This window comes from Streptococcus pseudopneumoniae, from assembly GCF_001068775.1.
Taxonomy (GTDB): domain Bacteria; phylum Bacillota; class Bacilli; order Lactobacillales; family Streptococcaceae; genus Streptococcus; species Streptococcus pseudopneumoniae_N.
In genome coordinates this window covers 13,394-27,152 of sequence record NZ_JWAJ01000086.1, presented here as the reverse complement: position 1 = coordinate 27,152, position 13,759 = coordinate 13,394, and the positions used below count along the sequence as shown (strand labels likewise).

9 protein-coding genes are annotated in these 13,759 nt (G+C 39.7%); 4 read left to right on the top strand and 5 right to left on the bottom strand.

Features of this window, described 5'->3' with window-relative positions:
* Positions 1-184: 184 nt before the first annotated feature.
* From ADF68_RS04165 to ADF68_RS04155, 3 genes are all read right to left on the bottom strand, one after another.
* A complete protein-coding gene (locus ADF68_RS04165; protein ID WP_049548761.1) occupies positions 185-1,387 on the bottom strand; it encodes an IS110 family transposase in 1,203 nt (400 codons plus the stop codon).
* Between the two features lie 264 nt (positions 1,388-1,651).
* On the bottom strand, positions 1,652-3,715 hold the full coding sequence (locus ADF68_RS04160) for a heavy metal translocating P-type ATPase (protein WP_049548760.1): 2,064 nt from the start codon (positions 3,713-3,715) through the stop codon (positions 1,652-1,654).
* Position 3,716: 1 nt separating this feature from the next.
* Positions 3,717-3,995 carry a DUF6110 family protein gene (locus ADF68_RS04155; RefSeq protein WP_000910903.1) on the bottom strand — a complete coding sequence of 93 codons (279 nt, stop codon included), beginning with the start codon at positions 3,993-3,995 and terminating at the stop codon, positions 3,717-3,719.
* A 151-nt stretch (positions 3,996-4,146) separates the two neighbouring features.
* Here ADF68_RS04155 and ADF68_RS04150 point away from each other — a divergent pair, with 151 nt between their 5' ends.
* A complete protein-coding gene (locus tag ADF68_RS04150; protein WP_049548759.1) occupies positions 4,147-4,995 on the top strand; it encodes a putative RNA methyltransferase in 849 nt (282 codons plus the stop codon).
* Positions 4,996-5,896: 901 nt separating this feature from the next.
* On the opposite strand, the gene ADF68_RS04140 is transcribed toward ADF68_RS04150, so the two are convergent.
* Together ADF68_RS04140 and malQ are read right to left on the bottom strand one after the other, a co-directional pair.
* Positions 5,897-8,155 (bottom strand): glycogen/starch/alpha-glucan phosphorylase, encoded by a 2,259-nt coding sequence (locus tag ADF68_RS04140; RefSeq protein ID WP_049548758.1) that lies wholly within the window; start codon positions 8,153-8,155, stop codon positions 5,897-5,899.
* A gap of 25 nt (positions 8,156-8,180) precedes the next feature.
* Entirely contained in the window at positions 8,181-9,698 is a 1,518-nt protein-coding gene (malQ, locus tag ADF68_RS04135) for a 4-alpha-glucanotransferase (protein ID WP_049548757.1), read from the bottom strand.
* Positions 9,699-10,106: 408 nt separating this feature from the next.
* On the opposite strand from malQ, the gene ADF68_RS04130 reads away from it, so the two are divergent.
* The 3 genes from ADF68_RS04130 to ADF68_RS04120 all read left to right on the top strand — a co-directional run bounded on the left by ADF68_RS04130 (position 10,107) and on the right by ADF68_RS04120 (position 13,623).
* A complete protein-coding gene (locus ADF68_RS04130) occupies positions 10,107-11,378 on the top strand; it encodes an extracellular solute-binding protein (RefSeq protein WP_049548756.1) in 1,272 nt (423 codons plus the stop codon).
* A gap of 108 nt (positions 11,379-11,486) precedes the next feature.
* Positions 11,487-12,779 (top strand): sugar ABC transporter permease, encoded by a 1,293-nt coding sequence (locus tag ADF68_RS04125; RefSeq protein ID WP_049548755.1) that lies wholly within the window; start codon positions 11,487-11,489, stop codon positions 12,777-12,779.
* Position 12,780: 1 nt separating this feature from the next.
* Positions 12,781-13,623, top strand: coding sequence for a sugar ABC transporter permease (locus ADF68_RS04120; RefSeq protein WP_049548754.1), 843 nt, complete (start codon positions 12,781-12,783; stop codon positions 13,621-13,623).
* The last annotated feature ends 136 nt before the right edge of the window (positions 13,624-13,759 follow it).

Here is a 13,759-nt window from a genome sequence, read left to right as displayed (position 1 = left end):
TCCTTTTCTACCATTTGTCAAGTATATCAAGGTATTTGATGAAAAATAGTTTGATTTCCATAGTCAAACTAAGGAAATTGTCTTTTTCTGAACTAAAGTTTAGTGAAAAAAGTGTACACTAAACCAACACCTTATCTGGTGATTTTTTTTGATAAGGCGTTACAATAATATGGCATAAACAATTTTACCGATTTTGGGTAGAAGTATAATCGTAAAGTTTGTTATGCGTTATAAGGTAATACATTGTTCTAATGAGACGATGTATAGAGGCAATCGTGTGTGGTTTGGTTGAAGTCACTTGCGATTGTCTTTTCCGTTTCTCATAGAAGTCTGCGATATGACAAGGATTGGTGTGGCTAGCTGAAGCTATGTTATGAATGCACTTAAAGAGAATCTTTCTGGCATAGGGATTCCCACGTTTAGTGATATGTTCCTTGGCTAGAAAGTTTCCAGATTCATAGTGTCTGAGGTCAATTCCGATAAAAGCATTGATTTGATTGGCAGAGTGAAATCGACGAATGTCACCAAGTTCGCCAATAATACTTGTCGCTGTGGTTTCAGCTATTCCAGGAATAGAGAGAAGAATCTCATATTCTGGCAAAGATTGAGCCAATGCTACCATCTCCTCTAGAACACCTTGTCTGTGTTCAGAAAGCCTAAGTAACTCCCCTGCATAGTATTTGACCTCTTCTATCACTGGAGAGTTTTTTTTGACCGCACAATAAGACTGATTAGCTAGTTTTGTAAGCTTATCTACTAAGTAAGTCACACGTTTTTCAGAGATGCGTTTCGCCGTAGACTGACGGATGATAGCTGTTAATGTGGCGTCATCTAACTCCAGTACAAAACTATTACATGGAAAAGTCATGACCAAGTTCCAATATTGTTCCCCAGTTGGTGCCGACAATATGTTTTCCAATTCAGGAAAAGTGAACTGTAAAACCTTGTGCAGACGGTTTTTAGCGCAGACGATATCCTCAGTAAGATTCTGATAGAAACGGCTGAGATCGCGTAATTCTTGATAAAGCGCTTCTTGGACATAGCTTGGTTTACGATTGAGGATGAACTGAGAAGCAGCTAGTTTTTCAGCGTCAATCTTATCGGTTTTACGTACTCGTAAGCTATCTAGTTGTTTTTTGGATTCTAAGGGATTGAGCCGTGTATAAGCGTAACTATTATCCTCAAAGAAGGCCTGAAGACGACGAGAATAGACACCAGTCGCCTCGAAGACAATCTCTGGATCGTGAACAGTCTTCAAGTCCCCAAGTAGTCGATTAAATCCGATGGCATCATTGGGAATGGTATAGCCATGTACTTTTTCTCCATTGACCAAGATGGCCACTTCTGAACTTGCTTTACTCACGTCAATCCCAAAAACTACTCGCATGATATTACCTCTTTGTCTTGAATGATTCCTTGCTTTAGTGATGTCATTTTCAATACTCGACGTTTTTCGTCCCACATACTTTGATAACATTCTTCCTAAAACAGGTGTCTTGTCAGTTTTAGTTACGACGTCTAGCGCCAAAGGACTTATCGACTTAACAAGACACCACTACTTTAACATAACGAAAAAGTAGTGAGTACTTTCTCCCGTCGGAGATTTCCTCACTACTAATCTTAGTATGTTTTTGTTGTTAATAACTCTCATCTATCTATTTTTAATAGACAGGCTACGCAGTACAATGCGTAAGGTTGTTAGATTATGTAAGATAGAGAGATTTGAAGGACTGAGCCAATTAAACAAGCCAAACCCAATCAAACTACTATTTACGACAACGGTATCTTGAATATTCTTCTTGATGAGTGTTTGCAAAGATGATGATAGCGAATCCAACTCTTGGAAGAAATCCAAGCGATTATCTAACAATAAGATATCACTCATCTGCTTAGAAATATCTGCACTCTCATTCATCACCACACCGATATCTGATAGGGTTAGAGCCGCTGAGTCATTCAATCCATCTCCAACCATCAAAATAGTGTGACCTGCTTTCTGCAGTTCCTCTACTAACTCAAATTTCCCATCAGGTTTCAAGTCTGTATAGACCTGATCAAAGGACAAATCTTTGACTAATTCCTCTGTCCTAACCAAGGTGTCCCCTGTTGCCAGAATCAATTTTTTCCCTTGTGCCTTAAGTTTCTCCAAGGCTGCTTTTGCTTCTTTTCTCAAAGGAGTATGGATGCAGAACATTCCAATCAATTCATTCTGATAAGCCAAGAATAAGAGATTGTAGTGACTCTTGTACTCTTCAATTAAAGCATTTTGTTCTGAACTGATATGAATCTGCTCATCCTGCATCAAGACATAATTTCCAATAAGAACTGGTTGACCATCGATATGGGACTTAATTCCCTTGCTTGCGATATATTGGAGTTTCCCATGCATTTCCTCATGTTCAATCCCCTCTATCTCAGCTTGCTTGACGATGGCATTAGCAATAGGATGATAGATGTGCTCCTCAAGACAGGCACTGATTCTGAGAATATCTTCCTCACTATAGTTCCCAAAAGGTAACACCTTTTCAACTATAGGATAACTAGTTGTGATTGTTCCCGTCTTATCAAACAAGAAAGTATCGACTTCCAGATATTTCTCCAGAACATCTCCATCCTTAATCACCATTTCACGGTTCAACCCCTCCTTGATAGCTGTCAAATAAGCTACAGGAGTAGAGATTTTCAAAGCGCAGGAGAAATCGACCAATAGGAAAGAGATAGCCTTAGAAAAAGAACCCGTTAATAGGTAAGTCAGCCCAGCCCCCAAGAAATTATATTTGACGACCTTGTCCGCCATCTTGATGAAATAGCGTTGTTTCGTTTTCTTATTTTCTTCAGATTTTTTCATCAACTCAATCAGTTGTAAAATCCGGCTGTTCATCTGATTATCGGTTACACGAATGCGTAACTCTCCAGTTTCTAATACTGTATTTGCACAAACTAAATCAGACTCTCTTTTTTCAACTGGAAAACTCTCTCCCGTCAAGGAACTTTCGTTGACCATACCTAAACCTGAAACTACTTGTCCATCAAACAGAATTTCATTTCCTTGAGATAAGATCAAGACATCTCCTATTTGAACATCGGAACTCTTGATACTAACAACCGTATCGCCCTGTACTAAGAATACATCGCTCTCTTTTGCAAGAAGGCTTTGTTCTAAATCTGTTGCAGTTTTTTTCAAAGACCACTGATCTAAATGATTCCCCAAATCAAGCATAAACATGATATTACTTGCCGTCTTGGATTGGTTCATAAATAAGGACAATAAAATCGCTGAACAGTCCAAGACCTCCATCGTTAGTTCCTTACGCGCTAGAGTCTGATAGGCTTCTCTAACATAACCCAAAGCCTGATAACAAGTCCATATATAGCGAATAGGATACGGCACAAAACTACGAAAAATCATACGCTTAATCGCTGCACCTGAAACAATAGAATAAGCACTCTCTTCTCTACGAATGGGAAGAGTCATCAACTCAGAAACTTTCCCTTTATCAATTCTTTTTAAAAAGGCTTCTGCATTATCTAATACAGAAAAGCCTTCTTTTATACGTAGAGTAAAGTGCTGTTGATCCATGTAAAACTGGATAGACTCAATCCCCTTTTCATCTCTCGCCAAGGAACGAAGATAGTCTTGAATATCCAAGGTGAGTGAAAAAGAAGATGATAGTCGGATATGTTGGTATCCTCTATGTAGCACTTTAAAAGACATATTATTCTCCTATAAGGCTATCTAATTGCTCTTCTTTTTTCTCTTGCTCGTACAAATATTTGGCATCTTGCAAGACATCGTCTCCATGTTGCTTCACAACAGAAACAGATGCATCTAGCTCGTCTTTCAACTTGTAAGCCTTAGCCAAAGCTTTAGAATAACCTTTTTTAGCTTCCTTACTTGCTAAGATTTTCAAACCAAGGGTACCAAATGCAACACCACCCAAAAAGAGTGATGATTTTTTCGCAACTTTTGCGACGCTTAATACTTCTTTTAGCATACTTATTTCCTCCTTATCATTATTATATAGCAATTTAGATATAAAAGCAATTTCATTCCATAAATTGGAGAATTAGTTTTATTTCTACTGAATCTCCCATCTACTTATTCCTAAAGTTGCTTTCATTTGCCTCTTTTGATACACTTAAACTATGAATACAAACCTCAAACCCAAACTCCAGCGTTTTGCTTCTGCTAGCGCTTTTGCCTGTCCCGTCTGCCAAGAAAACTTGACCTTGGTAGAATCTAGTCTCAAGTGCACCAATCGCCATTCTTTTGACCTAGCAAAATTCGGCTATATCAATCTAGCACCACAAATCAAGCAATCGGCCAACTACGACAAGGAAAATTTCCAAAATCGCCAACAAATCCTAGAAGCTGGATTTTATCAGGCTATTTTAGAAGGTATCTCCGACTTACTAGCCACTAAACCATCCGCAAAAACAGTCTTGGATATCGGCTGTGGCGAGGGCTTCTACTCTCGTAAACTCCAAGAAGCGAACCCCGACAAGATCTTCTATGCCTTTGACATTTCAAAAGACTCGGTCCAAATCGCTGCCAAGAGTGAACCCAACTGGGCAGTCAATTGGTTTGTCGGTGACCTAGCTCGCCTTTCTTTAAAAAACGCCAGCATGGATATCCTTCTTGATATCTTCTCGCCTGCCAACTACGGTGAATTTAGCCGCGTTTTATCCAAAGACGGTGTCTTAATTAAGGTCATCCCAACTGAAAATCACCTCAAGGAAATCCGTCAAATGGTACAGAACCAGCTAACAAAGAAGGACTATTCTAACCAAGATATCAAGGAACACTTCCAAGAACACTTCAGCATCCAATCTATCCAGACTGCTTCCCTGACCAAATCCATTACAGCAGAGCAAAGACAAGCTTTACTCAACATGACACCCCTCCTCTTTCACGTTGACCAAAGCAAGATTGATTGGAGCCAACTGACAGAGATTACCATTGAAGCGGAGATTCTAGTTGGGAAAGTATTCTAATACTCTTCGAAAATCAAATTCAAACCACGTCAGCTTCGCCTTGCCGTACTCAAGTACTGCCTACGGCTAGCTTCCTAGTTTGCTCTTTGATTTTCATTGAGTATAAACTAGACTTCCCAAAGGTAGACAACTTACCGAAAATCTTCAATATTACAAAAACGCATAAGAACAGGTACTCAAAAACCTTAATCTTATGCGTTTTGTTATGCAAAAATAGCTGGAGTTTCTATACACATTAAGTGGAAATCTTTGAAACCAGTTCTTTTAATAACCATTGAATACCATATATTACATTTACCCCAAATATGATATAGGCCGTATAAATCAAGTACTTCGATTTTTCCCGCCTCAAAGAATAAACCTTGTACAAGATAAACAAATTTAAAATAATAAATAATAGAGACAAAATCTTCCCTCCAAAATCAATCCTAAAAGTACACAGTCAAGCATAGCTCTAATCTTTATTTTCGATTCGAGATGAAAAATTTATCAATGAACAGTAAGTGATATAAGGCCAGTACCAAACCCCAGAAACTACCACGAAAAGAGATTTCTTGATGATTGAGAGGAAACAAATCGTGGTTACCTATATAGAGGCAGGTCAAAATTATAAATAAAATCCAAAATAAATCAGTTCATTTGTATTTTGAAAAATATTTTTTCCACATAAGAACACCTTCTTTCCTACAAATATATTATAATACTTTATGTAGGCGGATGCAAGGAATATGAGGTAAGAGACTACAACGAAACATGAGGTTGAAAGAGAGTGTTATATCTTTACTGTATCTAGGATTTCTCTCTTTTTAGACAAGATTGACCCAAATTCACAGCATTCAAAAAAGCGAATTTCAATCGAAATTCGCTTTTTTACAAAATGTATTAGTATAAATCTTATATCTTAGTTCAAGTGCCAGATATCTTCGTTGTACTGAGCGATTGTACGGTCAGATGAGAAGAATCCTGCTTTAGCAATGTTAACGATGACTTTATCCAACCATGCGTCACGGTCTTCGTAGTCAGCCAACATTTGTTCTTTAACCTTGATGTAGTCTTCCAAGTCAAGAAGAGTCATGAACCAGTCTTTGTTGATCAATTCATTGTAAAGACGTTCCAAGCGCTCTTTGTTTCCAGCTGCAAGAACTGCATCGCTAACGATGAAGTCAACCAATGGTTTGATAGCATCACGAGCGTAGAATTCACTTGATTTGTATGCTGCTTTATCGTAAAGGTCGATAACAGTTTCTGAATCTTCACCAAAGATGTAGATGTTTTCGTCTCCAACCAACTCAGCGATTTCCACGTTAGCACCGTCCATAGTACCAAGAGTCAAAGCTCCGTTCAACATGAATTTCATGTTACCAGTACCTGAAGCTTCTTTAGAAGCAAGTGAAATTTGTTCTGAGATATCACATGCTGGGATAAGGAAGCTTGCTGCAGTAACGTTGTAGTTTTCAACCATAACAACTTGCAAGTGTGGAGCTACTGCTGGATCGTTAGCAATAACTTCTGACATGCAAAGGATCAAGTGGATGATGTCTTGAGCTATTGTGTAGGCTGGAGCTGCTTTACCACCAAAGAAGATTGTGATTGGGCGAGCAGGGATGTTACCAGCTTTGATGTCAAGATATTTGTGGATCACGTACAAAGCGTTCATTTGTTGGCGTTTGTACTCGTGAAGACGTTTGATTTGGATATCAAAGATAGAGTTTGGATTGATTTCCACACCTTGGTGTTCTTTCAAGTGACGAGCCAATTTACGTTTGTTGTGAGCCTTGATGCTTTCCAATTTTTCTTTGACAGCTGCTTTGTCTTCATAAGACAAGAGTTTTTCAAGTTCATCTGCTTCATGGTGCCAACCGTCTCCAAGAATCTCATCCAAGTAGTGAGACAAGCTTGGGTTAGCATGCATGAGCCAACGACGGAAAGTGATACCGTTTGTTTTATTATTGAATTTTTCTGGGTAAAGGTCGTAGAAGGCTTTCAACTCAGAGTTCTTCAAGATTTCAGTGTGAAGTGCTGCAACCCCGTTAACACTGTATCCGTAGTGGATATCCATGTGAGCCATGTGAACACGTCCGCTCTCATCGATAATTTGAACAGCTGGATCTTTGTATTCTGCTTTCACACGACGGTCCAATTCTTCGATGATTGGTACCAAGTGAGGAACCACTTCTTGCAAGAATTCAAGAGGCCATTTTTCAAGGGCTTCAGCAAGGATTGTGTGGTTAGTGTAGGCAGTCATGCTACGAACGATTGAGATTGCTTCGTCAAGCTCGATACCACGTGCAGTCAAAAGACGGATCAATTCAGGGATAACCATTGATGGGTGAGTATCGTTGATTTGTACAACAGCGTAGTCAGCAAGGTCATGCAAGTTGCTTCCTTTTTCGATTGCTTCGTCGATGATCAATTGCGCACCGTTTGAAACCATGAAGTATTGTTGGAAGATACGGAGCAATTCACCTTGACGGTCACTATCATCTGGGTAAAGGAAAAGAGTCAAGTTGCGAGCGATATCTGTCTTGTCAAAGTTGATACCATCTTTAATAATAGAAGAATCAACTGAATCCAAGTCAAACAAACGCAAGCGGTTTTTAGTTGCTGTTTCATAACCAGTAACATCAATATCGTAAAGAGTTGATGTCAAAGTAAAGTCTGCAAATGGTACTTGGTAGCTACGGCTTGAGCGAACCAACCAGTTTTGCTCTGTCAACCATGCATTTGGAATTGTTTCTTGTTGGTTGTTTTTAAGAACTTGTTGGAAAAGACCAAAGTGGTAGTTAAGACCAACACCGTCACCGTTCAAACCAAGAGTCGCAATTGAGTCGATAAAGCAGGCAGCCAAACGTCCCAAACCACCATTACCAAGAGATGGTTCCAATTCAACTTCTTCAACTTCGATCAAGTCTTTACCTGCAGCAGCAAGTTCTTTTTTGACATCGTCGTAAAGACCAAGGTTGATCAAGTTGTTTGACAAGAGTTTACCAATCAAGAACTCAGCTGAGATATAGTAAACTTTCTTTTTACCAGTGTTGACTGGTTTTTGGCTGCTTGCAAGCTTGCTGTAGTTAAGAAGAGCAAGGTAAAGCTCTTCATTGCTACATTCTGCAATGGTTTTATTGTAACGATTTTGTACAAATTCTTGTAGTGATAACATGTTTAAGGTGTCTCCTGATATTGTATTATTTCTTTAATTCTACCAAATTTTCATTAATTCGTCGATAGATTGTTGTCAAGTCAAGCAAACCTTCCTCGACAGCTGGTGTCAATTGATCTTCAGTCATACGCCAAGACCAGTTTCCACCAAGGGTAGATGGGAAGTTCATACGAGCTGTCTCATCCAATTCTAGCAAATCTTGCATAGTTGCAATTGCCATGAAGCTAACTGATGAAAAGACTGTACGAAGCATAGCATGTGGCACTGTTTCGTATTCTTTACGATTAGTGTAGCGAGCCATGTACTCACGAGTCGCATCATCAATCTCGTTACGGTACCAACCAAGGACCGTGTTGTTATCGTGTGTTCCTGTATACATTACTGAGTTAGCAGGTGCCAAGTGTGGGCTATCGATGCTTTCATCTTCTGGGTTGAAAGCAAATTGAAGAATCTTCATTCCTGGGAAGCCAGTACGTTCACGCAACTCAATAACTTCATCTGTCATGAAGCCAAGGTCTTCTGCGATGATGTTTAGCTCACCAAGTTCTTCCTTAACGGCTGCAAAAAGCTTGTAGCCAGGACCTTTGACCCACTCACCAGGTGCTGCTGTATCGGAACCAGCAGGGATTTCCCAGTAAGATTCGAAACCACGGAAGTGGTCGATACGAACGATATCGTAGATTTTGAAGCTTTCACGCAAGCGTTCAATCCACCATTTGTAGCCGTCTTTGTCCATTGCTTCCCAGTCATAGATTGGATTACCCCAAAGCTGACCAGTTGCAGAAAATTCATCTGGTGGGCATCCTGCGATACAAGTTGCCTTACCGTTGACATCTGTCTTGAAGAGATGTGGATTTGCCCACATATCGCTTGAATCTTCCGCTACATAGATTGGCATGTCCCCAACGATTTCGATGTGGTTGTCGTTAGCGTAAGCTTTCAATTTCAACCATTGTTGGAAGAAGAAGTATTGAGTCACACGGTGGTAAACCAACTTGTCTGCCAATTGCTCACGGTAGTTTTCAAGTGCTGAAGCTTTACGAGCACGAGCATCAGCATCTGGCCATTCTGTCCAAGCAAGATTGTCAAAATGCTCTTTAATAGCCATATACTCTGCAAAGAGTTCAAGCCATGATTGGTTGTCTTGAGCAAATTTCTCAAAATCTTTGACATCTCCTACCTCAAAGAAACGGTTTACCGCTTTTTCTAAAAGAGGACGACGTGCATAGTAGATTTTCGCATAGTCAACTTCAGACGCATCGCTACCAAAGTCAACTCCTTCAAGGTCACTTGCTTCCAACAAGCCTTGCTCCACCAAAATATCCAAATCGATAAAATGAGTGTTTCCTGCGAAGGCTGAGAAAGATTGGTAAGGAGAATCCCCGTAACTAGTTGTTCCTAATGGAAGGATTTGCCAGTAACGTTGTTTGGTGCGAACCAAGAAATCAACGAAGTCGTAAGCACTTTTACCAAATGATCCGATTCCGTATGCTCCTGGAAGAGAAGAAATGTGCATCAACACACCACTTTGACGTTTTTTCATAATAAGCACCTCATGTGTTTATAGTTAGATATTACATTTTTACGAACGCAAACGTTTGCGCCAACTAAAGTATAACCCATTTCTAAAATAAATGCAAGCGTTTCAACAAAATCTTTTTCAAATTATTTGTCTTTATAGCTTTGCTATAAAACTATATTCTTATTTTTTCACATCTACAAGCCATGAAAGCGTTTTCTTCAATTATTTTTGAATTGAAATTTATATGATTTCACCTTTTTCTTTCTATCTATATAACCAAATTTAGGAATTATTCAGTTACATGCTTTTTTAAAATTTTTTCAAAAAACGCTTGCAACCGTTTTCTGTTTGTGCTATACTAAGTTCATAAGAGAAAACGTTTGCGTTTCCTCGGAATCAAAATTTGTTATTCTTTAGGAGGAATACATTATGTCATCTAAATTCATGAAGAGCGCTGCTGTGCTTGGAACTGCTACACTCGCTAGCTTGCTTTTGGTAGCTTGCGGAAGCAAAACTGCTGATAAGCCTGCTGATTCTGGTTCATCTGAAGCGAAAGAAATCACTTTCTACGTTGAAGATCAATATAAAGCATTTGCTGAATCAGCTGCAAAAGCTTACGAAAAAGAAGCTGGCGTAAAAGTGACTATCAAAACTGGAGACCAAATGGGTGGTCTTGACAACCTTTCTCTAGATAACCAATCTGGTAAAGCTGCTGACGTTATGATGGCACCATACGACCGTGTAGGTAGCCTTGGTACTGACGGCCAACTTTCAGAAGTTAAATTGAGCGACGGCGCTAAAACAGATGATAAAACTAAATCTCTTGTAACAGCTGCTGACGGTAAAGTTTACGGTGCTCCTGCCGTTATCGAGTCACTTGTTATGTACTATAACAAAGACTTAGTGAAAGAAGCTCCTAAAACATTTGCTGACTTGGAAGAACTTGCTAAAGATAGCAAATATGCCTTCGCTGGTGAAGACGGAAAAACTACTGCTTTCCTAGCTGACTGGACTAACTTCTACTACGCATATGGACTTCTTGCTGGTAATGGTGCCTACGTATTCGGCCAAAACGGTAAAGACGCTAAAGACATCGGTCTTGCCAACGACGGCGCTATCAAAGGTATAGAATACGCTAAATCTTGGTATGAAAAATGGCCTAAAGGTATGCAAGATACGGAAGGAGCTGGAAACCTAATCCAAACTCAATTCCAAGAAGGTAAAACAGCTGCTATCATCGATGGACCTTGGAAAGCGCAAGCCTTCAAAGATGCTAAAGTAAACTACGGTGTTGCAACTATCCCAACTCTTCCAAACGGAAAAGACTACGCAGCATTTGGTGGTGGTAAAGCTTGGATCATCCCATCAAGCACTAAGAACCTTGAAGCTGCTCAAAAATTTGTAGACTTCCTTGTTTCAACTGAAGAACAAAAAGCCTTCTACGATACAACTAACGAAATCCCAGCTAACACTGAAGCTCGTTCATACGCTGAAGGTAAAAACGATGAGTTGACAACAGCTGTTATCAAACAGTTCAAGAACGCTCAACCAATGCCAAACATCTCTCAAATGTCAGCTGTTTGGGACCCAGCTAAAACAATGTTGTTTGAAGCTGTAAGCGGTAAGAAAGATGCTAAAACAGCAGCTAACGATGCTGTAACATTGATTAAAGAAACAATCAAACAAAAATTTGGTGAATAAGAAATTTGTTCAAGGGGGGTGGAAATCAATCCCCCTTTGAATTTATCAACAAAAACACAAATAGTTTAGGTTTTATCTAGAAACCAGTATCCTATGAAAGGAGTTATTATGGAAAAGCAACAACCTAGTAAAGCAGCCCTGCTGTCTATCATTCCTGGGTTAGGACAGATTTACAATAAACAAAAAGCCAAAGGTTTTATCTTCCTTGGTGTAACCATCGTATTTGTCCTTTATTTCCTAGCACTTGCAGCCCCTGAATTGAGCAATCTCATCACTCTTGGTGACAAACCAGGTCGTGATAATTCCCTCTTTATGCTGATTCGTGGTGCTTTCCATTTAATCTTTGTAGTTGTTTATGTACTCTTTTATTTCTCAAATATCAAAGATGCACATACAACGGCCAAACACATTAATAATGGTATTCCAGTAGCACTTACCTTTAAAGAAATGATCAAAGGAATCTATGAAAATGGCTTCCCTTACCTCTTGATTATTCCTTCTTACATTGCTATGACCTTTGCAATCATCTTCCCAGTTATCGTAACCTTGATGATTGCCTTTACCAACTACGACTTCCAACACTTGCCACCAAACAAATTGTTGGACTGGGTTGGTTTGACAAACTTTACAAACATTTGGAGCTTGAGTACCTTCCGTTCAGCCTTTGGTTCTGTTCTTTCTTGGACTATCATCTGGGCTTTATCTGCCTCAACTTTACAAATTGTCATCGGTATCTTCACAGCTATCATTGCCAACCAACCATTTATCAAAGGAAAACGTATCTTTGGTGTTATTTTCCTTCTTCCTTGGGCTGTCCCAGCCTTCATCACTATCTTGACATTCTCAAACATGTTTAACGATAGTGTTGGTGCTATCAATACCCAAGTTTTGCCACTTTTTGCTAAGGTTCTTCCATTCCTTGACGGGGCACTCATCCCTTGGAAAACAGACCCTACTTGGACTAAGGTTGCCTTGATTATGATGCAAGGTTGGCTTGGATTCCCTTATATCTATGTCCTTACTCTCGGTATCCTACAGTCTATTCCAAACGACTTGTATGAAGCAGCTTATATCGACGGTGCCAATGCTTGGCAAAAATTCTGCAACATCACTTTCCCAATGATCTTGGCGGTTGCGGCACCTACTTTAATTAGCCAATACACCTTCAACTTTAACAACTTCTCTATCATGTACCTCTTCAATGGTGGAGGACCTGGTAGTGTCGGAGGGGGAGCTGGATCAACTGATATCTTGATCTCATGGATCTACCGTTTGACAACAGGTACATCTCCTCAATACTCAATGGCGGCAGCTGTTACCTTGATTATCTCTATCATTGTCATCTCAATCTCTATGATCGCATTCAAGAAACTACACGCATTTGATATGGAGGATGTCTAAGATGAATAACTCAATTAAACTCAAACGTAGACTGACTCAAACCCTTACTTACCTCTACTTAATTGGCCTATCAATCGTGATTATCTATCCACTTTTGATTACCATCATGTCAGCCTTTAAAGCAGGTAACGTCTCAGCCTTTAAACTAGATACTAATATCGACCTCAATTTTAATAACTTTAAAGGACTCTTCACTGAAACCTTGTACGGTACTTGGTACCTCAACACTTTGATTATCGCCTTGATTACCATGGCTGTTCAAACAAGTATTATCGTACTTGCTGGTTATGCTTATAGCCGTTACAATTTCTTGGCTCGTAAACAAAGTTTGGTCTTCTTCTTGATTATCCAAATGGTGCCAACAATGGCCGCTTTGACAGCCTTCTTCGTTATGGCACTTATGTTGAACGCCCTTAACCACAGCTGGTTCCTCATCTTCCTCTACGTTGGTGGTGGTATCCCAATGAATGCTTGGCTCATGAAGGGCTACTTCGATACAGTGCCAATGTCTCTAGACGAATCTGCAAAACTAGACGGTGCAGGACACTTCCGCCGCTTCTGGCAAATTGTTCTTCCACTTGTTCGCCCAATGGTTGCTGTACAAGCTCTCTGGGCCTTCATGGGACCTTTCGGGGACTACATCCTCTCTAGTTTCTTGCTTCGTGAGAAAGAATACTTTACTGTTGCCGTAGGTCTCCAAACCTTCGTTAGCAATGTGAAAAACATGAAGATCGCCTACTTCTCAGCAGGTGCTATCCTCATCGCCCTTCCAATCTGTATTCTCTTCTTCTTCCTACAAAAGAACTTTGTTTCAGGACTTACAAGTGGTGGCGACAAGGGATAATATATCCCTGCCACCCTTTTTCATTTTTGAACTTGTCCTTACTTAGATAATCTGGTGAGAAATAAAAGCTTACTGAGGTAATGCTCCTTGTTTGTGGACAATTTATACTCTTCGAAAATCTCTTCAAACCACGTCA